Origin of the sequence: Klebsiella sp. 141162 (assembly GCF_050600755.1) — a bacterium.
Classification (GTDB): Bacteria; Pseudomonadota; Gammaproteobacteria; order Enterobacterales; family Enterobacteriaceae; genus Klebsiella; species Klebsiella aerogenes.
Genome location: NZ_JAQIRI010000006.1, coordinates 234,903 through 259,734, shown reverse-complemented (window position 1 = coordinate 259,734; position 24,832 = coordinate 234,903). Strand labels below are relative to the sequence as shown.

The following is a 24,832-nucleotide window of genomic DNA, read 5'->3' as shown; positions in this document are numbered from 1 at the left end:
TGAAACATCATATTGCATGCTTTTTAAAACCGTAAAGGCCCGTACACTGCCGCAAGGAAATTACAGCAGTGGGACAGGGATGGTATATGAAAAGCATGCCGTATTACGGTTTTATAATCGGTGTATTACTATTAAGCGGCTGTTCGCGCCCAATAGCAAACAATAGTTGCGCGGCGCGCCCCTCTGTGGCCGGCCCTCATGAAGAGAACGACCTGCGCTCAACGATTAAACACAGGTCCGCGGAACGCATGGGTCGTTACCCTGACGAAATGGTATCGATTGATTATTCCGGCCCGTATCAAACTGGTTTTGATCAACAGTATAATATTCATCCAGGTGACCTGGAATATACGGTACGTGATGCTAATTATAATTTTCTTCCTATCACTCGTAGTTATAATCATGATACGGGCGAATGGCAATATGCCATTGAGGCGCATAATGGTACGCAGTATCAATTATACGTCCGCAATTATAGCCGCAGCATGGATTATGAAATTGTCGCCACGGTAGATGGTCTTGATGTGCTGAGCGGTAAGGCCGCTTCGCTCAATAATAGCGGCTATATTGTGCCGGCTGGCGGCTCGCTGGCGATCAAAGGTTTTCGTAAAAACAGCCGCGTTGAAACGGCATTTGAGTTTTCAAACGTCTCAGCGTCTTACGCTGTCCAATCTGCCCAGGAGATTGGTCGCAACGTCGGGGCAATCGGTTTTGCCGCTTTTGCCTTACGCGGAAAAGCGCCGGCGCCTTGTCAAAAATAAACGTCCCGCTTGCCGCCGGGCGGTTTTCAGGCGATAATTTGTCCTTATAAGCAGTAACCCAATTCAAACCCTTCCTCGTCGGGCCTAACGACGCGGAGGGGTTTTTTTATACTTATTTTTTACGTTCCACGACTGTGAAAAGAGGTCATATCCATGAGCACTTTAGGTCATCAATACGATAACTCCCTGGTATCCAACGCTTTTGGTTTCCTGCGTCTGCCGATGAACTTTATGCCGTATGAAAGCGATGCGGATTGGGTCATCACCGGCGTGCCGTTTGATATGGCGACCTCCGGGCGCGCGGGTGGCCGCCATGGCCCGGCGGCGATCCGTCAGGTGTCAACCAACCTCGCCTGGGAGCACAACCGTTTCCCATGGAACTTCGACATGCGCGAACGCCTGAACGTCGTGGACTGCGGCGATCTGGTCTACGCCTTCGGCGACGCCCGCGAAATGAGCGAGAAACTGCAGGCGCACGCGGAGAAACTGCTGGCGGCCGGCAAACGCATGCTCTCCTTCGGCGGCGACCATTTCGTCACCCTGCCGCTGCTGCGCGCCCACGCCAAGCATTTCGGTAAAATGGCGCTGGTACACTTCGATGCCCACACCGATACCTACGCCAACGGCTGTGAATTCGACCACGGTACCATGTTCTACACCGCGCCGAATGAAGGGCTTATCGATCCGAACCACTCCGTGCAGATCGGTATTCGTACCGAATTTGATAAAGATAACGGTTTCACCGTGCTTGATGCGGGCCAGGTTAACGACCGCAGCGTCGATGACATCATCGCTCAGGTGAAGCAGATCGTCGGTGATATGCCGGTGTACCTGACTTTCGATATCGACTGTCTGGATCCGGCATTTGCGCCAGGTACCGGTACGCCGGTGATCGGTGGGTTGACCTCTGACCGTGCGATTAAACTGGTGCGCGGCCTGAAGGATCTGAACATCGTCGGAATGGACGTGGTTGAAGTCGCCCCGGCCTATGACCAGTCTGAAATTACCGCCCTGGCGGCGGCGACTCTGGCGCTGGAGATGCTTTATATTCAGGCGGCGAAGAAAGGCGACTAATTTTTAAGCGTTTACTGCTGCTGCTGCTGCTGCGCGACGCATGCGCAGCAGCAGTACGCCGCCGGCGCACAGCGTGATCAGCTGCGAGGCCACCAGAACGGAAAAACCTGAACTTACCGATCCCACCGATTTCATCACCACTCCCATTAGCAGCGGAATAAACGCCGCGCAGATATTGCCAATGCCGTTAATGATCCCATAGGCGCTGCCCACCGCTTCGCGCGGGGCGTGATGCTGCACCACCGCCGGGATCGCCGCCCCCTGTAATCCCCAGAAAACGTTAGCCGCCAGCATAAACAGCGCCAGCATCGCCGGCTGCTGGCTGAGCATCAGCGCCAGCACGGAACCGGCAGTGAGTAGGCCGCCGATAATAAACAGCAGCGGCGCCTGCTCCGGGCGCATTTTGTCGAGGAGCACGCCGCCAAGAAACTTTGAGCCCAGGCTTAACAGAAAGGGGACTGCCGCCAGCAGCCCGGTGGCCTGTAGTGAGAAGTGGTGCTCATCGCGCAGCCAGGCGGGCAACCAGGCGCTGCTCCCCCATAGATAGCTGAGCGTGGCGATTTCCACCAGCAAGATCCAGCCAAGCAGCGGCGTACGCCAGGCGAGGGCAAAAGTTTGGCTGAGGCCAGGCTTCGCGCGCTGTGCGGCCACTTGCGGCGCGGGGAGAAAGCGCCAGATTAATCCACCGCCGAGCAGCAAATTCAGCAGCGCCAGCGCGTAGAAGGCGCCGATCCAGCCAACGTGCGCCATCAGCCAGGTGACCAGCGGGAAGCCCACCGCCAGCCCCAACGATACGCCGAGAGCGGTCACCGCATTCGGTTTACCTATTTCATCGGCGGCGAAGTTGTCGTTGATAAAGCGCGTTTTCAGTGAGAACAGCGGCCCCTCCGCCAAGCCAAGAACAATGCGCGCGATTAACATTCCCATTAGTGAACCGAGTAACGGGGAAATGGCGCACACCAGCGCCCATATCGCAATGCTGCTTAACAGTCCCTGACGATAATGCCATCTACTTTCTATAACTGGTGTTAATAATAATGCCGAAAACCCATAACCCAGAAGAAAGCATGTCATTAGCATTCCTTGTAACATTCTGTTTTCATTTAACTGGAAATGGGCAGCGAATTCCGGGTTAAGGATCATCACCGAGATATTTACCCGATCGACGTAGGAAATAATTATTAACAAAAGTAGTGCTATTACCCCTTGCCATCTTGCCGCCATTCGTTATCTCCACGCTTAATTTAATGATTGCCGGTTATTATTTTTTAACGCCAGAAATAGTCACATAAGTAAAATGATTCACCTGTGAAACTCATTGTTTTTTAACGATTAAATAAAGTATTGTTTCATGGGTGAAACATCATGTTTTCCGCTATTGCACATTTTTAATGATCGTCTGGAAAAGAAGTCAATAGCCGCATGTGAAATTTAAATCGGCATTTTTATTTATAATGGATCACCTCTTTAAATATCATCATTTCATCTGAATGCAGTTTTTCGTGATCAATTGCACACTTAGCTAATTTAAAAGCCTTTCATTAACAACTTCGTCACATTAACGCTTGACGAAACATTCACCGCTTTTATATTGACCGTATTAAATAAGAAACAGAGTTTCATATATGAAACAAAAGCCTGGAGGATTGCGATGAGCTGGATAGGCGTATGTGACGCGGAGCAAGTACAGGAAGATTTTCCCTATAGCGGCAATATCGATGGTAAGGAAATCGGTATTTATCTGATTGATGGCGAATATTACGCGCTGGAAGACGTTTGCCCTCATGCCTATGCGCTCCTGAGCCAGGGCTTTGTCGAAGATGGCAAGGTGGAATGCCCGCTGCATGAGGCGGTATTCGACGTCAAAACCGGCCAGTGCCTGCATGGCCCCGGCGGCCGCAACCTTAATCGTTACCCGGTGCGGGTATACGACAATCAGATCCAGATTACTTTTATCGAGGAGAACGTGGCATGAGCGAATCCCTGGACTTCAACCCGGCGCTACCGGAAAGCCGCCAGTTTACGCCACCGGCGGAAGGCGGAAACGGCAATATCCATAAGCCTGGCGACTATCACAATCTGATTTGGCAAACCCGCAGCCGGGTGCCGGAAAACTGGGAGCTTCAGCTTATCGCGACCCTGGAAACGCTGTTCGAACAGGGCGCGGAAAGTCTCGGTGAGCTGGTGAACGGTCTCAATGGCGTCAGGATGCATGACCAGCAGGGCGAACCGTGGAGTGAAAGCAGCTTCCAGGCATTTTTACAGGTCAACGGCTACTGAGGACACAGTAATGACGACAACGGTACAAAACTATCTTGATAAAGGGTTGCGCGGTCTGTGGTATCCGGTGCTGGCGAGCTGGGAGGTGCAGTCTGCGCCGGTGGGCATTACCCGTCTCGGCGAGCAGATCGTGGTCTGGCGGAATAAAGACGGTCAGGTGCAGGCGCTGGAAGACCGCTGCCCGCATCGCGGCGCGCGTCTGTCAATGGGCTGGAACTTAGGCGATCGTATCGCCTGCTGGTATCACGGGGTGGAAGTCGCCGGTAACGGCGAAGTCAAAGACGTCCCGGCGGTTGACCGCTGCCCGCTGGTCGGCCAGCAGTGCGTGCGCAGCTACAGCGTGCAGGAAGCGCATGGGGCAATCTTCCTGTGGTTCGGCGTCACCGCCGACCAGCAGCCTGATGAACTGAGCTTCCCGGAGGAACTGGCCGACCACGAAAAATACAGTAACTTCCTGTGCACCGCGGCGTGGAAATGCAACTACCAGTACGCGCTGGAAAACGTGATGGACCCGATGCACGGTACCTATCTGCACTCGTCATCGCACTCGATGGCGGAAGGCGATCGCAAAGCCGATATGGTGCTGCAGCCGACGAAAACCGGCTTTATCTTCGAGAAAAAAGGGCAGAGCGGCGTCAACTTTGACTGGGTTGAACTGGGCAACAGCGGCGCCTACTGGATGCGCCTGTCTATTCCGTACAAAAAGCGTTTCGGGCCGGGCGGCCACTTCTGGATCGTCGGCATGGTGGTTCCGGAAGATAACGACAACTGCCGCGTCTTCTTCTGGCGCATCCGCGGCGTACAGGGCTGGCAGCGCGATCTGTGGCGCTTTATGTACCGCAACCGTCTGGAAAAACTGCACTGGGAAGTACTGGAACAGGATCGCGTGGTGCTGGAGAGCCTGGCGCCGAACGCCCGCGATCATGAATATCTCTATCAACATGATGTCGGTCTGTCCCGACTGCGCCGCATGATGCAGAAAGCGGCGAAAGAGCAGCTAGCGCTCCGCGAAGCGCAGCAGGGTGCCGCCTGATGAACGGCCTGCTGAACGGTAAACGCATTGTCGTCACCGGCGCGGCGCGCGGCCTGGGTTACCACTTTGCCGAAGCCTGCGCCGCGCAGGGCGCGACGGTAGTGATGTGCGACATCCTACAGGGGGAGCTGGCGGAAAGCGCTCATCGCCTGCAGCAGAAGGGCTATCAGGTCGAGTCCCACGCCATCGATCTTGCCAGTCAAACGTCGATCGAGCAGGTTTTTAGCGCCATCGGCGCGCAGGGGCCTATCGATGGCTTAGTCAATAACGCGGCGATGGCGACCGGCGTCGGCGGTAAAAATATGATCGATTACGATCCGGAACTGTGGGATCGGGTGATGACGGTCAACGTTAAAGGCACCTGGCTGGTGACCCGCGCTGCGGTACCGCTGCTGCGGGAAGGCGCGGCGATCGTCAACGTCGCCTCGGACACCGCGCTGTGGGGCGCGCCGCGGCTGATGGCCTATGTCGCCAGCAAGGGCGCGGTAATTGCGATGACCCGTTCCATGGCCCGCGAGCTGGGTGAAAAGCGGATCCGTATCAACGCCATTGCGCCGGGGCTGACTCGCGTCGAGGCCACGGAATATGTTCCCGCCGAGCGTCATCAGCTGTATGAGAACGGCCGCGCGCTCAGCGGCGCGCAGCAGCCGGAAGATGTCACCGGCAGCGTGGTCTGGCTGCTGAGCGATCTTTCGCGCTTTATCACCGGCCAGCTGATCCCGGTCAACGGCGGTTTTGTCTTTAACTAACAAGTGAGGCGGTATGGCGAACGATCAGGAAGTGAAGTACCTGGTACCGGGGCTTGAGCGCGGTTTACAACTGCTGCTGGCGTTTGGCGAGCAGCATCGCGATCTGACCTTTGCCGAGCTGCATCGGCTGGTGGATATGCCGAAAGCGACCGCCTATCGCGTGGTGCAGACGCTGGAATATATGGGCTTTCTCGAGCGTAACGCCCGCACCAATACCTTTTCGCTGGGCATGAACGTACTGCGTCTGGGCTTTGAATATATCGCTTCACTGGATGTCGCCCAGGTGGGTCAGCCGGTCATCGAGCAACTGCGCGATATCAGCCAGTGCAGCAGCCATCTGGCGATCCGCGATGGCCGCGACATCATTTACATCGCCCGCGTCAGCGCCGCCGGTTCGCGTATCAACCAGGTCAGCGTCGGAACGCGGCTACCGGTGCACTGCACCTCGCTTGGCCGAATGCTGCTGACCGATGTTTCCCGCAGCGAGTTTGAGCAATTGTTCCCGGATGAACGTCTGCCGGGCAATACGCCGGGCCAGCTGTACGACCGCGAAGCGCTGTGGCAGATGGTGCAGCAGGATAAAGCTCGCGGCTATGTGATTGGCGAATCGTTCTATCGCCACGGTATCTCATCGATTGTCTATCCGGTCTTTGACCGCAGCGGCCGGGTGGCGGCGGTCGTTAGCATTCTGGTGCCGTCGGACGAGATCCCGCAAAGCGATCGCGAGCGGTTACAGAACGAGGTCAGTATGGCGGCGGACAAAATTTCCGGTTTCCTCGGATATTTGTCACAGGCAAGTTAAATCAACAACTTAACGGCAGGCGCTTGATTGCGTCGGGCATGTTTTACGCCCAAATTCGGGCGACTGAACGGTAAAGAGGCGACGAAGAATGAGTATTACCGGAATTGAAAAGCTGGAATTTGGCGTAGACGACCTGAACCACAGCGCGAAATTCATGCGCGATTTTGGCCTGACCGGCGACGCCAGCGGCCGCGCGTTTACCACCCTCAGCGGCGCGCGGGTCGAACTTAACCCGACCGATAGCGCCGACCTGCCGCTAGCCTTTGAGGCGGGCAACACCCTGCGTCGCATGACCTGGGGCGTGGCGGATCGGGCGGCGCTGGATGCGCTGCGCCCGAAGCTGGAACGTCAGCCCGCTTTCCGTGAAATCGACGGCGCGCTGGAGTGCCGCGACCCTAACGGTATGACGCTGCGGGTGCAGGTAAGCCAGCAAACAGCGGTGGAACTGAACGTCGAGCCGATCAACCAGTGGGGCGATGTACGTCGCATCGACACCCCAAGCCCGGTGTACGACCGCGCACAGCCGATTAACGTCGGTCACGTGGTGTTCTTCGTGGAAGAACTGGCGGCGGTAGAAAGTTTCTATCGCGAAGTGCTCGGCTTCCAGGTGTCAGACCGCTATATCAATCGCGCGGTGTTCCTGCGCTGCGGCGTGCGCGGCGGCCACCATAACCTCTTCTTATTGCAGTTGCCCAACCGCAAACGTGGACTTAACCACGTCGCATTTACCGTACGTGATATTCACGAAGTGATCGGCGGCGGCATTGCGATGAATAAAAACGCCTGGAGCACGTTTATCGGCCCCGGCCGCCATCCGGTCTCCTCGGCCTACTTCTGGTATGTCAACAGCCCGACCGGCGGCGCTTTTGAGTACTACACCAACGATGACTATCTGACGGAAAACTGGCAGCCGCGCGAGCTGGAGCATTCACTCGTGTCCTTTACCGAATGGGCGGTGGAAGGCGGTATCGATCACGATACCCGTCGCCAGCAGAAAAAACCGGAGGCGGTATGACGGCGCGGATAGTCATTATCGGCGGCGGTCAGGCTGGCGGCTGGGCGGCGAAAACGCTGCGTGATGAAGGGTTTAGCGGCGAGATTTGCGTGGTTGCCGAAGAGCAATGGGATTTTTACGAGCGCCCGCCGCTGTCGAAAGCGGCATTGCTGGAGGCCGAACCGGCGCTGCCGCGATTATTCAGCGCCGAGGCGCAACAGGCGCTGGATCTGCGCTGGTACCGCCCGCTGCGCGCGGAATCGATCGACCGGCAAAATAAAACCCTGGCGCTGAGCAACGGCGAAACGCTGGCGTACGACCAACTGCTGATCGCCACCGGCGGCCGCGCGCGCCTGCCGTCCGAGGCCTGGGCGCAGCATCCGCAGGTCTATACCCTGCGCCACTGGCAGGACGCGCAGCGTCTGAAGCAGCGGCTGGCATCGGCAACGCGGCTGGCGATCGTCGGCGGCGGCTGGATTGGCCTCGAAATCGCCGCCTCGGCGCGCAAAAGCGGCGTAGCCGTGACCCTTTATGAACAGCAGCCGGCGCTGTGCATGCGCTCGGTCAGTATGGAGGTCTCGCAGGCGCTGGATGAGTTGCATCGCCGGCAGGGCGTTGATATTCGCCGCGGCTGCGGCGCGCTGGAGCTGGAAGATGATAACGGCCTGCCGACGCTGCACTGCGACGGCCAGCGGGAAACCTTCGATGCGGTGGTGGTGGGGATCGGCGTCGATCTCAATCTGGAACTGGCGCGCGATGCCGGGCTCGCTGTCGAGCGCGGGATTGTCGTCGATGCCCAGGGACACAGCAGCGATCCGGCGATTTTCGCCGCCGGCGATGTCGCTCAGCATCATCAGTATGGCCTGTGCATTCAGTCGTGGGCCTTTGCGCAAAATCAGGCCATCGCGACGGCGAAAGCGATGCTCGATCCGCAGGCCAGCGGCTACGACGAGGCGCCGTGGCTGTGGTCGGATCAATACGATCGCAATATCCAGATCCTGGGGATCCCGCAGGCGGGCAGCCGTACCATCGTGCGTGACGAGCCGCAGGGCGCGCTCTATTTCTCGCTCAATGCCGATGGACGTTTAACGCAGCTGGTGGCCTTCAATAATGCACGTACCGTGAAGCTGGCGAAGCGCTGGATGGCGGCGGGGAGGGATCTCTCTGACGTCCCGCTCGCTGACCCGACTTTCTCGCTGATGTCATTGCGATAATTAACGCGAACCCTTAAGGGGGAGAAATGACCACATTAGAGACTAACGCCGCGCCTGCTGAGGCGCGCGGCGAGGGCGTCCGCACGCCTGAAAAGGCGGTGCGTTGGGCCATTCCGCTGTCGCTGCTGGCCTGCGTACTGCTGGCGTTTTTCGACAAAATCAGTATCGCCGCGCTGTTTTCCGATAGCCACTTCCAGCAGGCGATGGGGATCGATTTCGATACCACCCGGCTGGGTATTTTGATGAGCGCCTTTCTGCTGAGCTACGGCTTCTCGTCAGTGTTATTAAGCGGTCTTGGCGACCGGATTGCGCCGCTGCGCTTGCTAACTGGAATGATGGTGGTGTGGTGCATCCTGATGGTGATCATGGGCTTCACCCACAACTACGCGCTGATGGTGACGCTGCGCATCCTGTTGGGCATCGCCGAAGGGCCGCTGTTCCCGCTGGCGTTCGCCGTGGTGCGCCACACCTTCCCGCAGCGGCTGCAGGCTCGCGCCACCATGCTGTGGCTGCTCGGCACGCCGGTTGGCGCGGCGCTAGGTTTCCCGCTGTCAATTTGGCTACTCAATACCTTCGGCTGGCAGAGCACCTTTTTCGTGATGGCGATGCTGACGGTGCCGGTGCTGATTTTTGTGCGTATCGGGCTGCGCGGCGTGCAGCTGGAGGCGAAAGTCGGCAGCGATAAAACGTCGCAGGAAGCGCGCCGCAGCGCGCGGCGCGAGCTCTTCGTTAGCCCGCATTTCTGGATGATCTGCATCTTCAATATCGCCTTTCTCGCCTATCTGTGGGGGATCAACGGCTGGCTGCCGGGCTACCTGATTAAAGGCAAAGGCATTCATCTGGAACACGCCGGCTGGCTGTCGTCGATGCCGTTTATCGCCATGCTGCTGGGCGAAATTATCGGCGCCTGGCTGTCCGACCGCGTCGATAAGCGCGCCGCCGCCTGCTTTATTTCCCTGGCGGGCGCCGGAATCGGTTTGGCGGCGGTGATGCATTTTAGCGCGCCATTACCGGTGATTGCGGCGATGAGCTTTAGCACCTTTATGTGGGGCACCGGCGCGCCAAACATTTTCGCGCTGCTGGCTAAAGCGACCCATCCACGGGTCAGCGCCACGGCGGGCGGGATTTTCAACGGGCTGGGAAACTTTGCCGGGGCCTTATCGCCGGCGGTGATGGGCGCGCTTATCGCCTTCACCCATAGCATGGATTCCGGGCTGATTTTTCTGGCGGTGATGGCGGCGGTGGGCTGCGCCCTGTTACTGCCGCTGCTGAGACGTTACTGAGGATAAAACGATGACTGATTCAACCGTAACTGCAAAACAGAGTCTGAAACCTGAACATTTGACGATGGAAGAGTGGGTGGAGTCGCGTATCGCGCGCTTCGAAGGCCGTAAATACGACTGGAATGCGCTGAAATTCCAGGCCGATTTCGATCCGAAATATCGCCGCGCGCAGATGCGCTATATCGGCACCGGCGCCACCGGCGTCGCCAGCGATACCAACACCGTTCCGGCAGAGCACTTCACCTTCTCCACCATGGTGCTGCCGTCCAAATGTGAAGGCCCGCTGCACCTGCATGATGACGTAGAAGAGGTGTTCTTCATGCTCAAAGGGCAGATCACCCTGATGATTCAGGACGGCGACAACTATACCGAAACCGTACTGCGCGAACGCGATCTGATCTCGGTACCGCCCGGCATCTACCGCGGTTTGTTCAACCACGGCGAAGAAGAGGCGCTGATGTGCGTGATGCTCGGCACCCATAAGCCACATATTCCGACCTACCCGGAAGATCATCCGCTGGCAAAAGTAAAACGTAACTAAGGGGCGATGATGACGGGTTTTCGTGAACAAGGAAGCGGCATTCCGCTGACGCTGCTGCACGGCATCAGTTCCGGCGCGTCCTCCTGGCATAAACAGATGGCGTTGCCCGGTTACCGCGTGCTGGCCTGGGATATGCCCGGTTATGGCGAGAGCCCGATGCTGTCGGCAACGCCGGCGGATGCCGGTGATTACGCCGACGCGCTGGCGCGAATGCTGGACCGCGCTGGAGTAGAGCAAACCATACTGGTCGGCCATTCGCTGGGTGCGCTGGTGGCGGCCGCCTTCGCCGCGAAATACCCGCAGCGGGTGCTTTATCTGGTACTCGCCGACGTCGCGCAGGGCTACGGTCAGGCGGAAGCCGCGCAGCGGGAAAAAGTCTGGCAGGGACGCCAACAGCAGATGGCGCTGGGCGGCGAGGCGATGGCGCAGGGGCGGGCGGCAAAACTGCTGCGCCCCGGCGCGCGCGAAGCCGATGTGGCGACGGTGGCGGCAGGCATGCGCAGGCTGCGTAGCGAAGGCTACCTCGCCGCTGCCTGGATGCTGGCGCATGACGACATCCACCGCTGGCTCGCCGACTATCGCGGCCGTCTCACGGTGTGGTGTGGCGAGCAGGATGCCATTACCCAACCGGAGCTGGTGCAGGGAGTGGCGCTGCGTTACGGCGCCCCTTACATCGCCATCCCGCAGGCTGGACATGCCAGCTATCTCGATAACGAAACCTTTTTTAATCAACAGCTTTTACGCATAGGGGAAGAGGTGCGCGATGAATGCACAAATTGAAGGACGCGTCGCGGTAGTCACCGGCGGCTCGTCAGGGATCGGCTTTGAAACGCTGCGCCTGCTGCTGGGCGAAGGGGCGAAGGTCGCCTTTTGCGGCCGCAACCCGGATCGGCTGGCCAGCGCTCATGCGGCGTTGCAAAACGAATATCCAGAAGGCGAGGTGTTCTCCTGGCGCTGCGACGTACTGAACGAAGCGGAAGTTCAGGACTTCGCTGACGCGGTCGCCGCGCGCTTCGGCGGCGCCGACATGCTGATTAATAACGCCGGGCAGGGTTATGTCGCCCACTTCGCCGATACCCCGCGCGAGGCCTGGCTGCACGAAGCCGAGCTGAAACTGTTCGGCGTGATTAATCCGGTAAAGGCCTTCCAGCCGCAGCTTGAGCAGTCGGATATCGCCTCGATTACCTGCGTGAACTCGCTGCTGGCGCTGCAGCCGGAAGAGCACATGATTGCCACCTCAGCCGCCCGTGCCGCGCTGCTCAATATGACGCTGACTTTGTCGAAAGAGCTGGTGGAGAAAGGCATCCGCGTGAATTCCATCCTGCTGGGAATGGTCGAATCCGGGCAGTGGCAGCGCCGTTTCGAAAACCGCAGCGATAAGAGCCAGAGCTGGCCGCAGTGGACCGCCGAAATCGCCCGCAAGCGTGGGATCCCGATGGCGCGCCTCGGCAAACCGCAGGAACCGGCACAGGCGCTGCTATTCCTCGCTTCGCCGCTGGCCTCCTTTACCACTGGCGCGGCGCTGGACGTTTCCGGCGGTTTCTGCCGCCATCTGTAAGGAAAGATGATGAAAAAGGTCATGTTAATCGGCTATGGCGCGATGGCCCTGGCGGTGATTGAACGCCTGCCGCCGCAGGTGACGTTGGGCTGGATCGTCGCCCGCGAATCGCATCATGCGGCGATCCGCCAGCAGTTCGGCCACGCGGTGACGCCGCTTACCGATCCGCTGCAGTGCGAAGAGACACCGGACCTGGTGCTGGAATGCGCCAGCCAGCAGGCGGTCGCGCAGTACGGCGAAGCGGTGCTGGCGCGCGGCTGGCATCTGGCGGTGATCTCAACCGGCGCGCTGGCGGACAGCGAACTGGAACAGCGTTTACGCCAGGCGGGCGGCAGGCTGACGCTGTTGGCTGGTGCAGTCGCCGGGATTGACGGCCTGGCGGCGGCGAAAGAGGGCGGTCTTGAACGAGTGACCTATCAGTCGCGTAAAAGCCCGGCCAGCTGGCGCGGCAGCTATGCCGAACAGCTTATCGACCTCAGTGCGATCAATGAAGCGCAAATTTTCTTTGAAGGCAGCGCTCGCGAGGCGGCGCGGCTATTCCCGGCAAATGCCAACGTGGCGGCAACCATTGCGCTGGGCGGTATCGGCCTTGACGCGACTCGGGTGCAATTGATGGTCGATCCGGCGACGCAACGCAACACCCATACGCTACACGCCGAAGGACTGTTCGGCGAGTTTCACCTGGAGCTGAGCGGCCTGCCGCTCGCCAGCAATCCGAAAACATCGACCCTCGCGGCACTGAGCGCGGTACGCGCCTGCCGTGAACTGGCATAACGCAGAGAGGCTGAGATGGACGAATTAGACATTTTTATCGGCGGCCAGTGGCGTCGCGGCGGCGGCAATTTAATGCACAGCCTGTTTCCGGCGGATGGCGCTATTAACGCGGCGCTGCATGCGGCAAGCCTCGATGATTTGCAGGAGGCGATCGACTGCGCCGACCGCGCCTGGCGGGAGCCAACGTGGCAGGCGATGCTGCCGCATCAGCGGGCGAAGATCCTGCATAAGGTTGCCGATCTGATTGAAGCACAGGTTGATGAGCTCACCCAAAAGCAGAGCCGCGATAACGGTAAACCGCTGGCGGAAGCGCGAGGGCTGGTGATGAGCGCCGCCGGTACCGCACGCTATTTTGCCGCCGCCTGCGAGTTGCTGGAGGGCGAGCTGCCGACGCCGCGGCAGGCGGATCTATTGACCCTGAGTCGCTATGAGCCGTTGGGCGTGGTGGCGGCGATCACGCCGTGGAACTCGCCGATCGCCAGTGAAATGCAGAAGGTGGCCCCGGCGATCGCCGCCGGGAACGCGGTGATCCTCAAACCGGCGGAGGCCACGCCGCTCATGGCGCTGGAGCTGGCGAAGACCTTCGAGCAGGCCGGTTTACCCGCCGGACTGCTGAGCGTGCTGCCGGGTAAAGGATCGATTATCGGCGATGCGCTGGCCCGTCATCCTAAGGTACGCAAAATTTCCTTTACCGGCGGCACCACCACCGGGCGTCACCTGGCGCACGTAGCGGCGGAAAAACTGATCCCGGCGTCGCTGGAGCTGGGCGGTAAATCGCCGACCATCGTGCTGGAAGATGCCGATATCGAACAGGCGGCGCGGGGCATCTGCTACGGCATTTTCAGCTCCGGCGGCCAGGCCTGCATTGCCGGCTCACGGCTGTTTGTCCATGAAAAAGTGTATCCGCAATTAATGGCCCGCCTGCTGGAGTTAACCCAAGGGCTGCGGGTTGGTCATCCGTTCAGCGCTGGCACCCACGTCGGGCCGCTGATCAACGATAAACATCGCCAGAGCGTGCTGGAGTACGTCGAGCTGGCGAAACGCGAAGGCGGCAGCGTGCTATGCGGCGGCGAGATCCCGGCGGATCCGGCGCTGGCGGCGGGGAGCTACTTCCTGCCGACCATTATTGAAGGGCTGAACAATCAGGCCCGCGTTTGCCAGGAAGAGATCTTCGGGCCGGTGCTGGTGGCGATGCGTTTTCGCGATGAAGCGGCGCTGATCCGCGAGGCCAATGATTCGGTCTTCGGACTGGCGGCGGGGATCTGGACTCGCGATACCGGCCGCGCGCTGCGTCTGAGCGAACAACTGGAAGCCGGTACGGTGTGGATCAACACCTACAAAGTTTTCTCCATTTCGACCCCGTTCGGGGGCTTTAAAGAGAGCGGTCTGGGCCGCGAAAAAGGGATCCAGGGGCTGAAAGCCTGGATGCAACAAAAGAGCATTTATCTGGCGACGGGTAATAGCGTCAACCACTGGTGCGACTGAGAAAGGGTGAGCAATGAGCGAAATGATAACCGTCGGCGATGCCATCGCCAGAACGCTGGAGCAGTATCACGTTGAAGCCATTTATGGCGTCATTTCTATCCATAACCTGCCGATCGCCGATGCCGTCGGCCAGCGGGAAAAAATCCGCTTTGTTCCGGCGCGCGGCGAAGCGGGCTCGGTGACCATGGCCGACGCCCATGGCCGTTTTTCAGGGCTCGGCGTGGCGCTGACCAGCACCGGCGCGGGCGCGGGTAATGCGGTCGGCGCGCTGGTTGAGGCGATGAACGCCGGTACGCCGCTGCTGCACCTGACCGGACAGGTCGAAAAAGCCTGGCTGGACGCCGATACCGGTTTTATTCATGAAACCCGCGATCAGTTGACCTTCCTGAAAGCCAGTTCGAAGCGCGCTTACCGCATTAGCAACGCCAACCAGGCGGTGGCAATACTGCATAAGGCGATTCAGGAGGCGCAGACGCCGCCGTGCGGCCCGGTCTCGGTGGAGATCCCAATCGACATTCAGAGCGCCAAAATTCCGCTTTCGCTGCTGACCGCGCCGTTGAAACGCGCTCCGGCGATTGAGCCGGAGGCGTCGATGGTCGATGCGCTGTGGGCGCAGCTTAAGCAGGCGAAGCAGCCGCTGCTGTGGCTTGGCGGCGGCGCGTTAGAGAGCGTTGAGGCGGTGAAGACGCTGGCGGATGCCGGGGTGACGGTGATTTCCAGTACCCACGGCCGCGGCATTTTGGCGGACAGCCATCGCGCCAGCCTGCGCGCGTTTCATAATTCTCCCTCGGTTGAAGCGCTGATTTCACAATGTGATTTCACACTTGTGGCCGGTTCCCGGCTGCGCAGCAACGAAACGCGCTCGTGGACGCTGGAACTGCCCGCGCCGCGGGTGCAGATTGATATCGATCCGGCGGCGGCTAGTCGTAACTACCTGATGGACAACACGCTGGTGGCGGACTGCCGGGCGCTATTAGCGGCGCTGGCAGCGCGGGTACAGGGCCGGATGTGGGGCGATGCGCGTTGGGATAGCCAGCTTAAAGCGGCGGTAGAGGCGGCGGAGCAGGGGCTGCGCGACCAGTGCGGCGCTTACGCTAAATTGAATGACGCGATTGCGCAGGCGCTGCCCGATGACGGCATTCTGGTGCGCGATATTACCGTTTCCGGCAGCCTGTGGGGCAGCCGCCTGTTCCGCGCTCACGGCCCGCTGATGAATATCCATTCTCTGGCCGGAGCCATCGGTATGGGGCTACCGATGGCGGTGGGTACCGCGATTGCCAATCCGCAACGGAAAGTGGTCGGCCTGGTCGGCGACGGTGGCCTGAGCCTCAACCTTGGCGAGCTGGCGACCCTGGCGCAGGAGAAGGCCAACGTGACGCTGTTGATTATGAACGATGGCGGCTACGGCGTGATGCGCGGTATTCAGGATAAATACTTTGGCGGCCGCCAGTATTACAACGAGCTGCACACGCCGGACTTTACCCTGCTGGCGCAGGCGATTGGTCTGCAGGCGTGGAGCGTGGAACGCGCTGAGGATTTCCAGGCGGTGATGACCGAAGCGCTGGCGATGCCTGGGCCATCGGTGGTGGAAGTGAAAATGGGCCAGATTGGCGCGCTGCGCTTTGCCGGCCCGCCGCAGAAGACGCTGTATTAATGATAACCCAGTGACCCCAACCCTCTCCCTTCCGGGGAGAGGGTACCGCACGGCACAGGGGGTTAATCAAGGCGCCGGACGGTTGCTCCTGCGCGTCGGGAGAGGGCCGGCCCGCAGGAGAGGGTTCATTACACGGTTAAAATACGTTAAACGGATATTCGACGTAGAACCGCACTTCATTACCGCTGACGTTATAGTCGCTGGCGTTGCTGGAAACGCGCAGTACCGAATAGCGGAGTCTCAATTTCAAATCTTTCGCCATACCGTTTTGCACCTGGTACTGCACCTGGTTGAACCATTCGTGTTCTTTACCGTTGCTGGTCTCGGCGGTTTTAATGTTATCGCCGCGAACGTAGGCGGTAGTCCAGCTCAGGCCCGGTACGCCCAGTCCGGCAAAATCCAGGCCATAGGAGGCCTGCCAGGAACGCTCATCCTCGCCGTTAAAATCTGACCAGTAGGAGTTAGCCAGCCAGATGGTGTTGCCGCCATCGCCGACGCCGCCCTGATTCTGATACCCGCCGTAGTGGTAGCCGGTGCTGCCGCTGCTTTGCTGGTACGCGACTTTAAAGGTATGAATATCCCAGATATAGCTGGCGGCCAGGCTCCAGATGCTGTTGCTGCGCCCGGTGTCATTGGCGTCGGCATATTCTTGATCTAAGCGCGAGTTATAGCCGTTGAAGTCAACAATCAGCTGCTGGTCGGCGGCGAACGGCTGCTTGTAGTTCAGGCCGAGATACTGCTTATTCAGCACGTCCTCGACGTGTGAAGCGTATAGCGCGCCGCTGAGCTGGTCGTTGAATTGATAGCTGGCGCCGCCAAAGGTCAGGCTCTTCAGGCCGCTGTTGTGGCTGTCGTCGCTTTTGCGCTGCTGATCGGTGAGATAACCGGCGTTAATTTCCAGACCGTCGATTTCTCTTGAGGTCAGCATGGTACCGGTATAGCTCTCGTACAGCAGCCGCGAGTCATCGGCGTAGACGATAGGCAGCATCGGGCGCTGGCTGCCGTAGCTGAGTACGGTATTCGAGAAGCGCATTTTGGCGGTAGCGCCGAATTTGGCTAAATCGGACTTCGCGCGGCCATCATCATCCTGGGCGAAAAAGTCGATACCGCCCGCGCCGCTGCGGCCGCGACCGCCGTCGAGGCGCACGGCGTACTGCGCAATGCCGTCAACGCCGAAGCCGACCGGTCCCTGGGTGAAGCCGGATTCGAAGGTAGCGATAATACCCTGACCCCATTCGGCTTTATCCGGCAATCCATCGCGATAATCGCGTTTGATATAAGCGTTACGTAAAAAGAGATCCAGGTGGCTGTCTTCAATAAAGCCCTGACTGGTAGATTGTTGGCTGGCGAAAGCCGGCGCGGCGGCAATAATGCCAAGTGCGATTAATGGTAATTCTTTTTTCACTGAGGGCACTTCTCTGTCTGTCGATATATTCATGGGAATCACTGCCAGTCAGATATTCTCCTGAAATAATGTCGAAAGCAATCATTGTGTGAGCAGTTATTGCAGCCGGAAACAGGCTGTATGGCGCGTGAGCCGTGCGCCAGGCAGTAAGGGGTGGACTATTTATTATTCGGGTAAAGACGATTCTGAAAGCCAGATAATGTGCGACCTTTTTAATTTACCAAATAATATATTTCTGAATCGCCGGGCATAAAATAATTGGCTGTGATGCGCTGTGATAATAATTAACGGTTTGTGCGCTTAAATTATCAATTGATGCGGCTAAATATTTTTACGGGTATATAAAAAAGGGAGGCGATAATGCCTCCCGCTGTCGCTTATTTAATGCCGTCGGCCTTCATGCGATCGCGAATATGCTGCGCGCGGGCTTCCGACGCCGGGTGATCGTCAAACATGGAGCTCTGACGGCCGGCTTCCAGCTTGGCCAGTTTTTCGAAGCTGGTGGCCAGCCCCGATGGATTGATGCCGCGTTTACGCAGCAGGTCGTAAGAGTAGTCGTCCGCTTCCGACTCCTGGCGCTGGGAGAACTGCGAGTTCACCAGTTTTTCGCCGAGATCGCCCAGCTGCGACTGCGACAGGCTGCCGACGATGCCGCCAGCGGAGGCCGCCGCCGCGCGCACGGCGTTAGTGCCCAGCGCGACCTGCATGCCTTTCTTCACGTGACCCAACGCAACGTGGCCCATTTCGTGGCCGATAACCGCTTCTACTTCGTTATCGTTCATCAGATCCATCAGGCCGCTGTAAACGCGGATGCAGCCGTTGGCCATCGCGAAGGCGTTGACGTCTTTCGTTTCATAGACCTTGTAGTTGACCGGCTGGCCGTTGATGTTATCGCCCAGCGCGGCGGCAATCTTGCTCAGGCGTTTGCTGTACTCGCTGCTGGCCGGGGAAATAGTGGCTTTGGCGTCCATCTCTTTACACGCCTGGTCGCTTAAGGTTTTTACCTGTTCGTCGCTAAGAGAGTAGGCCTGGAATGCTTCCGCGCCGGAGCTCAGCAGGGCGTTGGAATCCATGTTCTGACATCCGGTTAATGTTGCTGCGATCCCGAAGGCAAGAAGGGTTGAGCGAATTTTCATTTTTATCTTCCACAATCTTATGGTTTTTTATCTGAATAATGGGCGACGACGGACCCGCCTCGTCCTGTGCAAAGTATAAATAGTATCTCATGATCCGGGCGAGTGGATTCCGCGGCAGCACAACGTGTTCCAGAGATTTCTTAATGGGCAAAAGGATGCTCCATGTACATGCTTTGTCGCTTGGGTTACATTGTTCACACTTTTTTCCGGCGTAGCCCAAAACGCGCTCTCGTCAAGTCGTTAAGGGCATGGCCTTATAACATCCGAACTGGAGTCAAAATGTCCTCACGTAAAGAGCTTGCCAACGCTATTCGTGCGCTGAGCATGGACGCTGTACAGAAAGCCAAATCCGGCCACCCTGGCGCCCCGATGGGCATGGCTGACATTGCCGAAGTCCTGTGGCGTGATTTCCTGAACCATAACCCGCAGAACCCGTCCTGGGCCGATCGCGACCGCTTCGTGCTGTCCAACGGTCACGGTTCCATGCTGATTTACAGCCTGCTGCACCTCACCGGTTATGATCTGCCGATTGAAGAACTGAAAAACTTCCGTCAGCTGCACTCTAAGACTCCGGGCCACCCGGAAGTCGGCTACACCGCAGGCGTGGAAACCACCACCGGCCCGCTGGGTCAGGGTATCGCTAACGCAGTCGGTATGGCTATCGCGGAAAAAACGCTGGCGGCGCAGTTTAACCGTCCAGGGCACGACATCGTCGATCACTTCACCTACGCCTTCATGGGCGACGGCTGCATGATGGAAGGCATTTCTCACGAAGTGTGCTCCCTGGCCGGTACCCTGAAACTGGGTAAACTGGTGGCGTTCTATGATGACAACGGCATCTCCATTGATGGTCACGTTGAAGGCTGGTTCACCGACGATACCGCGAAACGCTTTGAAGCCTACGGCTGGCACGTGGTGCGCGGCGTTGACGGTCACGACGCTGACGCCATCAAACGCGCGGTAGAAGAAGCGCGCGCGGTCACCGACAAACCGTCCCTGCTGATGTGCAAAACCATCATCGGCTTCGGTTCGCCGAACAAAGCAGGCACCCATGATTCCCACGGCGCGCCGCTGGGCGACGCTGAAATCGCGCTGACCCGTGAAGCGCTGGGCTGGAAATACGCTCCGTTTGAAATCCCGTCTGACATCTATGCGCAGTGGGATGCGAAAGAAGCCGGCCAGGCGAAAGAAGCCGCGTGGAACGACAAGTTTGCCGCCTACGCCAAAGCCTTCCCGCAGGAAGCTGCCGAATTCACCCGCCGTATGAAAGGCGAAATGCCGTCTGACTTCGACGCGAAAGCTAACGAGTTCATCGCTAAGCTGCAGGCGAATCCGGCGAAGATCGCCAGCCGTAAAGCATCGCAGAACGCCATCGAAGCGTTTGGCCCGCTGCTGCCGGAATTCCTCGGCGGTTCTGCCGACCTGGCGCCGTCCAACCTGACCCTGTGGTCCGGTTCTAAGCCGATCAACGAAGACACCGCCGGTAACTACATCCATTACGGCGTACGTGAATTCGGTATGACCGCGATTGCCAACGGTATCGCGCTGCACGGCGGTTTCCTGCCGTACACCTCCACCTTCCTGATGTTCGTCGAGTATGCGCGTAACGCGGTACGTATGGCGGCGCTGATGAAACAGCGTCAGGTGATGGTCTACACCCACGACTCCATCGGTCTGGGCGAAGATGGCCCGACTCACCAGCCGGTAGAGCAGGTCGCTTCCCTGCGCGTCACGCCGAACATGTCCACCTGGCGTCCGTGTGACCAGGTTGAATCCGCAATTGCGTGGAAATATGGCGTAGAGCGTCAGGACGGCCCGACCGCGCTGATCCTCTCCCGTCAGAACCTGGCGCAGCAGGAGCGTACCGCAGAGCAGCTGGCAAACGTGGCCCGCGGCGGTTATGTGCTGAAAGATTGCGCCGGCCAGCCGGAACTGATCTTCATCGCTACCGGTTCAGAAGTGGAACTGGCGGTTGCCGCGTGGGACAAACTGACCGCCGAAGGCGTGAAGGCGCGCGTGGTCTCCATGCCGTCCACCGACGCATTCGACAAGCAGGATGCGGCCTATCGTGAATCCGTACTGCCGAAAGCCGTTTCTGCCCGCGTGGCGGTAGAAGCCGGTATCGCGGACTACTGGTTCAAATACGTGGGCCTGAACGGCGCCATCGTTGGCATGACCACCTTCGGTGAGTCTGCGCCGGCTGAGCAGCTGTTCGAAGAGTTCGGCTTCACCGTTGACAACGTTGTCGCTAAAGCGAAAGCGCTGCTGTAATCGCTGGTACGGTGCGGGCTGATGCCCTCACCCCAACCCTCTCCCACAGGAGAGGGTGCGAACACCAAAAACGGTAACCCCTGGGTTACCGTTTTGCTTTATCTCGCCACCCGGTTTTTTTGTAGGCACTATTCCTCGAACATGTAACTACCCTGTAAATTATTCCAAAGAAAATGTGACGCAAGTCATATAGCTGGTTTATTGCTCTGGACAAACATTCCTTTTATTCCGACTTTGGCTTATTCTAGCTGAAGCGTTTCAGTCGTATAAATGTTCGACAATTAATCAATCAGTCGCAGTTTGCGACAGGTAAGGTTCCCCTAAAGGCGTTGCTGGATTACTCTGTCAGCCACCTCAAATCAGGGATAACCTTGCAGGAGACCTATGACCATACGCATCGCGATTAATGGCTTCGGTCGCATAGGACGCAACGTGGTTCGCGCTTTGTATGAATCCGGGCGTCGTGCGGAAATCACCGTGGTGGCGATCAATGAACTGGCGGATGCCGCAGGCATCGCGCATTTATTGAAGTACGACACCAGCCATGGCCGTTTTTCCTGGGATGTTCGCCAGGAGCGGGAACAGCTGTATGTCGGCGATGACGTCATTCGTCTACTGCATGAGCCTTCTATCGCCGCGCTGCCCTGGCAGGAGCTGGCGGTGGATGTGGTGCTGGACTGTACCGGCGTATACGGTAGCCGTGAACATGGCGAAGCCCATCTTCAGGCTGGCGCGAAGAAAGTGCTCTTTTCACATCCTGGCGGCAACGATCTCGACGCAACGGTAGTCTTCGGCGTCAACCATGATGAACTGCGCGCGGAGCACCGCATTGTCTCCAACGCCTCCTGCACTACCAACTGCATTATTCCGGTCATTAAACTGCTAGATGATGCCTACGGCATTGAGTCAGGAACGGTCACGACAATCCACTCCGCGATGCACGACCAGCAGGTGATCGATGCCTATCATCCGGATCTGCGGCGCACCCGTGCGGCCAGCCAGTCAATTATTCCGGTTGATACTAAACTTGCGGCGGGGATCACCCGTATTTTCCCGCAGTTTAACGACCGTTTTGAGGCGATCGCGGTACGCGTACCGACGATTAACGTCACCGCAATAGACCTGAGCGTGACGGTGAAAAAACCGGTAAAGGCTTGTGAAGTCAACCAGTTGCTGCAAAAAGCAGCACAGGGAGCATTTCATGGTATAGTTGACTATACGGAATTACCGTTGGTCTCGACAGATTTTAACCACGACCCGCACAGCGCCATCGTCGATGGCACGCAAACCCGGGTCAGTGGCGCGCATCTGATCAAAACGTTGGTCTGGTGCGATAACGAATGGGGCTTTGCTAACCGAATGCTCGACACGACGTTAGCGATGGCCGCGCAAGGTTTCAGGTAAGGCGCTGCGGCGCTTGCAAAACTTTATCAAGAATCAACGAGAGGATTCACCATGTCTGTAATTAAGATGACCGATTTGGATCTGGCTGGTAAACGCGTTTTCATCCGTGCTGATCTGAACGTACCGGTTAAAGATGGCAAAGTGACCAGCGACGCGCGTATCCGCGCCTCCCTGCCGACCATCGAACTGGCGCTGAAACAGGGTGCTAAAGTAATGGTTACTTCTCACCTGGGTCGTCCGACCGAAGGCGAGTACAACGAAGAATTCTCTCTGTTGCCGGTTGTTAATTACCTGAAAGACAAACTGTCTAACCCGGTTCGTCTGGTTAAAGATTACCTGGATGGCGTTGACGTTGCTGCCGGTGAACTGGTGGTTCTGGAAAACGTTCGCTTCAACAAAGGCGAGAAAAAAGACGACGAAGAACTGTCTAAGAAATACGCTGCGCTGTGCGACGTATTCGTCATGGATGCTTTCGGTACCGCGCACCGCGCGCAGGCTTCCACCCACGGTATCGGTAAATTCGCCGATGTCGCTTGTGCAGGCCCGCTGCTGGCCGCTGAACTCGACGCGCTGGGTAAAGCGCTGAAAGAGCCGGCTCGTCCGATGGTTGCTATCGTTGGCGGTTCTAAAGTTTCCACCAAACTGACCGTTCTCGACTCTCTGTCCAAAATTGCTGACCAGCTGATCGTCGGCGGCGGTATCGCTAACACCTTCGTTGCCGCTCAAGGCCATAACGTCGGTAAATCCCTGTACGAAGCGGACCTGGTTGACGAAGCTAAGCGCCTGCTGAGCACCTGCGATATCCCGGTTCCGACTGACGTTCGCGTCGCTACCGAGTTCTCTGAAACCGCCACCGCGACCCTGAAATCCGTTAACGACATCAAAGATGACGAGCAGATTCTGGACCTCGGCGACGTTTCCGCACAGAAACTGGCTGAAATCCTGAAAAACGCCAAAACCATCCTGTGGAATGGCCCGGTTGGCGTATTCGAATTCCCGAACTTCCGTAAAGGTACTGAAATCGTCGCTAATGCTATCGCAGACAGCGAAGGTTTCTCTATCGCAGGCGGCGGTGATACCCTGGCGGCGATTGACCTGTTCGGCATCGCTGACAAAATCTCCTACATCTCCACTGGCGGCGGCGCATTCCTCGAATTCGTGGAAGGCAAAGTTCTGCCGGCAGTAGCAATGCTCGAAGAGCGCGCTAAGCAGTAATTTAGTTCAGGCGGGGAAACCCGCCTGTTTTTCAGCGCGCTAACGTACAATTTTGTACAGCTCGCGAACCTTCTTCAACGGTCGAAGATACAGATACAGGACTAAGTAACATGTCTAAAATTTTTGATTTCGTAAAACCGGGCGTCATCACTGGCGACGACGTTCAGAAAGTGTTCCAGGTAGCTAAAGAAAACAACTTTGCTCTGCCAGCGGTAAACTGCGTGGGTACTGACTCCATCAACGCCGTTCTGGAAGCTGCTGCGAAAGTTCGTTCTCCGGTTATCGTTCAGTTCTCTAACGGCGGCGCTGCGTTCATCGCGGGCAAAGGCGTGAAAACTGACGTTCCGCAGGGCGCTGCTATCCTCGGCGCTATCTCTGGCGCGCATCACGTGCACCAGATGGCTGAACACTACGGCGTGCCGGTTATCCTGCACACTGACCACTGCGCGAAGAAACTGCTGCCGTGGATCGACGGTCTGCTGGACGCGGGTGAAAAACACTTCGCTGCCACCGGCAAACCGCTGTTCTCTTCCCACATGATCGACCTGTCTGAAGAGTCCCTGCACGAAAACATCGAGATCTGCTCTAAGTACCTGGCTCGCATGGCCAAAATGGGCATGACTCTGGAAATCGAACTGGGCTGCACTGGCGGTGAAGAAGACGGCGTGGACAATAGCCACATGGACGCTTCCGCACTGTACACCCAGCCGGAAGATGTTGATTACGCGTACACCGAGCTGAGCAAAATCAGCCCGCGCTTCACCATCGCCGCTTCCTTCGGTAACGTACACGGCGTTTACAAGCCGGGTAACGTGGTTCTGACTCCGACTATCCTGCGCGACTCTCAGGAATATGTTTCTAAGAAACACAACCTGCCGCACAACAGCCTGAACTTCGTCTTCCACGGCGGTTCCGGTTCTTCCGCTCAGGAAATCAAAGACTCCGTCAGCTATGGCGTTGTGAAAATGAACATCGATACCGACACCCAATGGGCGACCTGGGACGGTATCCTGCAGTACTACAAAGCGAACGAAGCTTACCTGCAGGGCCAGCTGGGCAACCCGAAAGGCGAAGACCAGCCGAACAAGAAATACTACGATCCGCGCGTATGGCTGCGTGCCGCTCAGACCTCTATGGTGACTCGTCTGGAGCAGGCATTCAAAGAGCTGAACGCGATCGACGTTCTGTAAGAAAATTCT

23 protein-coding genes are annotated in these 24,832 nt (G+C 57.9%); 20 read left to right on the top strand and 3 right to left on the bottom strand.

From position 1 onward, the window contains the following. Nucleotides 1-86: 86 nt before the first annotated feature. Nucleotides 87-761 carry a hypothetical protein gene (locus tag PGR23_RS17830; protein ID WP_047044077.1) on the top strand — a complete coding sequence of 225 codons (675 nt, stop codon included), beginning with the start codon at nucleotides 87-89 and terminating at the stop codon, nucleotides 759-761. Nucleotides 762-914: 153 nt separating this feature from the next. Continuing rightward, nucleotides 915-1,835, top strand: coding sequence for an agmatinase (gene speB, locus PGR23_RS17825; protein ID WP_015369744.1), 921 nt, complete (start codon nucleotides 915-917; stop codon nucleotides 1,833-1,835). A gap of 3 nt (nucleotides 1,836-1,838) precedes the next feature. Here the strand turns inward: speB and PGR23_RS17820 are convergent, their stop codons facing one another. Then, nucleotides 1,839-3,059, bottom strand: coding sequence for an MFS transporter (locus tag PGR23_RS17820; protein WP_396279412.1), 1,221 nt, complete (start codon nucleotides 3,057-3,059; stop codon nucleotides 1,839-1,841). Between the two features lie 427 nt (nucleotides 3,060-3,486). On the opposite strand from PGR23_RS17820, the gene PGR23_RS17815 reads away from it, so the two are divergent. The 14 genes from PGR23_RS17815 to PGR23_RS17750 all read left to right on the top strand — a co-directional run bounded on the left by PGR23_RS17815 (nucleotide 3,487) and on the right by PGR23_RS17750 (nucleotide 16,202). Next, complete coding sequence (locus PGR23_RS17815) at nucleotides 3,487-3,810, top strand: Rieske (2Fe-2S) protein (RefSeq protein ID WP_004151769.1); 324 nt, start codon at nucleotides 3,487-3,489, stop codon at nucleotides 3,808-3,810. Continuing rightward, the gene (locus tag PGR23_RS17810; protein WP_004144765.1) at nucleotides 3,807-4,115 is read left to right on the top strand and encodes a recombinase-like helix-turn-helix domain-containing protein; all 309 of its coding nucleotides are present in this window, start codon (nucleotides 3,807-3,809) and stop codon (nucleotides 4,113-4,115) included. Before PGR23_RS17815 ends, PGR23_RS17810 begins: the two co-directional genes overlap by 4 nt. A 10-nt stretch (nucleotides 4,116-4,125) precedes the next feature. Beyond that, nucleotides 4,126-5,148: an aromatic ring-hydroxylating oxygenase subunit alpha gene (locus PGR23_RS17805; protein ID WP_020077956.1), complete on the top strand. Its 1,023-nt coding sequence runs from the start codon at nucleotides 4,126-4,128 to the stop codon at nucleotides 5,146-5,148. Then, entirely contained in the window at nucleotides 5,148-5,897 is a 750-nt protein-coding gene (locus tag PGR23_RS17800; protein ID WP_396279413.1) for an SDR family oxidoreductase, read from the top strand. Before PGR23_RS17805 ends, PGR23_RS17800 begins: the two co-directional genes overlap by 1 nt. 13 nt (nucleotides 5,898-5,910) lie before the next feature. After that, the gene (locus PGR23_RS17795) at nucleotides 5,911-6,699 is read left to right on the top strand and encodes an IclR family transcriptional regulator (protein ID WP_045392053.1); all 789 of its coding nucleotides are present in this window, start codon (nucleotides 5,911-5,913) and stop codon (nucleotides 6,697-6,699) included. 88 nt (nucleotides 6,700-6,787) lie between these two features. Next, nucleotides 6,788-7,714, top strand: a complete 927-nt coding sequence (locus tag PGR23_RS17790) for a VOC family protein (RefSeq protein ID WP_289575921.1) — start codon at nucleotides 6,788-6,790, stop codon at nucleotides 7,712-7,714. Next, nucleotides 7,711-8,907: an NAD(P)/FAD-dependent oxidoreductase gene (locus tag PGR23_RS17785; protein ID WP_396279415.1), complete on the top strand. Its 1,197-nt coding sequence runs from the start codon at nucleotides 7,711-7,713 to the stop codon at nucleotides 8,905-8,907. Before PGR23_RS17790 ends, PGR23_RS17785 begins: the two co-directional genes overlap by 4 nt. A gap of 26 nt (nucleotides 8,908-8,933) precedes the next feature. Continuing rightward, nucleotides 8,934-10,190: an MFS transporter gene (locus tag PGR23_RS17780; protein WP_047078918.1), complete on the top strand. Its 1,257-nt coding sequence runs from the start codon at nucleotides 8,934-8,936 to the stop codon at nucleotides 10,188-10,190. Between the two features lie 10 nt (nucleotides 10,191-10,200). After that, on the top strand, nucleotides 10,201-10,731 hold the full coding sequence (locus PGR23_RS17775) for a cupin domain-containing protein (protein WP_045392044.1): 531 nt from the start codon (nucleotides 10,201-10,203) through the stop codon (nucleotides 10,729-10,731). 9 nt (nucleotides 10,732-10,740) lie between these two features. After that, on the top strand, nucleotides 10,741-11,511 hold the full coding sequence (locus PGR23_RS17770; protein ID WP_122542288.1) for an alpha/beta fold hydrolase: 771 nt from the start codon (nucleotides 10,741-10,743) through the stop codon (nucleotides 11,509-11,511). After that, the gene (locus PGR23_RS17765) at nucleotides 11,495-12,289 is read left to right on the top strand and encodes an SDR family oxidoreductase (RefSeq protein WP_047065724.1); all 795 of its coding nucleotides are present in this window, start codon (nucleotides 11,495-11,497) and stop codon (nucleotides 12,287-12,289) included. Before PGR23_RS17770 ends, PGR23_RS17765 begins: the two co-directional genes overlap by 17 nt. A gap of 9 nt (nucleotides 12,290-12,298) precedes the next feature. Then, nucleotides 12,299-13,063 (top strand): aspartate dehydrogenase, encoded by a 765-nt coding sequence (locus PGR23_RS17760; protein WP_396279417.1) that lies wholly within the window; start codon nucleotides 12,299-12,301, stop codon nucleotides 13,061-13,063. A gap of 15 nt (nucleotides 13,064-13,078) precedes the next feature. Further along, nucleotides 13,079-14,548, top strand: a complete 1,470-nt coding sequence (locus PGR23_RS17755; protein ID WP_396279418.1) for an aldehyde dehydrogenase — start codon at nucleotides 13,079-13,081, stop codon at nucleotides 14,546-14,548. A gap of 13 nt (nucleotides 14,549-14,561) precedes the next feature. Then, nucleotides 14,562-16,202, top strand: coding sequence for a thiamine pyrophosphate-binding protein (locus PGR23_RS17750; protein ID WP_320482715.1), 1,641 nt, complete (start codon nucleotides 14,562-14,564; stop codon nucleotides 16,200-16,202). A 136-nt stretch (nucleotides 16,203-16,338) separates the two neighbouring features. Here PGR23_RS17750 and PGR23_RS17745 read toward each other — a convergent pair whose 3' ends face one another. Continuing rightward, complete coding sequence (locus PGR23_RS17745; protein ID WP_015958965.1) at nucleotides 16,339-17,607, bottom strand: OprD family outer membrane porin; 1,269 nt, start codon at nucleotides 17,605-17,607, stop codon at nucleotides 16,339-16,341. 377 nt (nucleotides 17,608-17,984) lie between these two features. Beyond that, the gene (locus tag PGR23_RS17740) at nucleotides 17,985-18,743 is read right to left on the bottom strand and encodes a M48 family metallopeptidase (protein ID WP_015703437.1); all 759 of its coding nucleotides are present in this window, start codon (nucleotides 18,741-18,743) and stop codon (nucleotides 17,985-17,987) included. A 279-nt stretch (nucleotides 18,744-19,022) separates the two neighbouring features. Here PGR23_RS17740 and tkt point away from each other — a divergent pair, with 279 nt between their 5' ends. The 4 genes from tkt to fbaA all read left to right on the top strand — a co-directional run bounded on the left by tkt (nucleotide 19,023) and on the right by fbaA (nucleotide 24,823). Beyond that, nucleotides 19,023-21,014 (top strand): transketolase, encoded by a 1,992-nt coding sequence (gene tkt / locus PGR23_RS17735; protein WP_045359402.1) that lies wholly within the window; start codon nucleotides 19,023-19,025, stop codon nucleotides 21,012-21,014. A gap of 384 nt (nucleotides 21,015-21,398) precedes the next feature. Next, nucleotides 21,399-22,418: an erythrose-4-phosphate dehydrogenase gene (epd, locus tag PGR23_RS17730; RefSeq protein ID WP_015369761.1), complete on the top strand. Its 1,020-nt coding sequence runs from the start codon at nucleotides 21,399-21,401 to the stop codon at nucleotides 22,416-22,418. Between the two features lie 51 nt (nucleotides 22,419-22,469). Then, a complete protein-coding gene (gene pgk / locus PGR23_RS17725; protein WP_015369762.1) occupies nucleotides 22,470-23,633 on the top strand; it encodes a phosphoglycerate kinase in 1,164 nt (387 codons plus the stop codon). A gap of 110 nt (nucleotides 23,634-23,743) precedes the next feature. Then, the gene (fbaA, locus tag PGR23_RS17720) at nucleotides 23,744-24,823 is read left to right on the top strand and encodes a class II fructose-bisphosphate aldolase (protein WP_004144748.1); all 1,080 of its coding nucleotides are present in this window, start codon (nucleotides 23,744-23,746) and stop codon (nucleotides 24,821-24,823) included. Nucleotides 24,824-24,832: the final 9 nt, after the last annotated feature.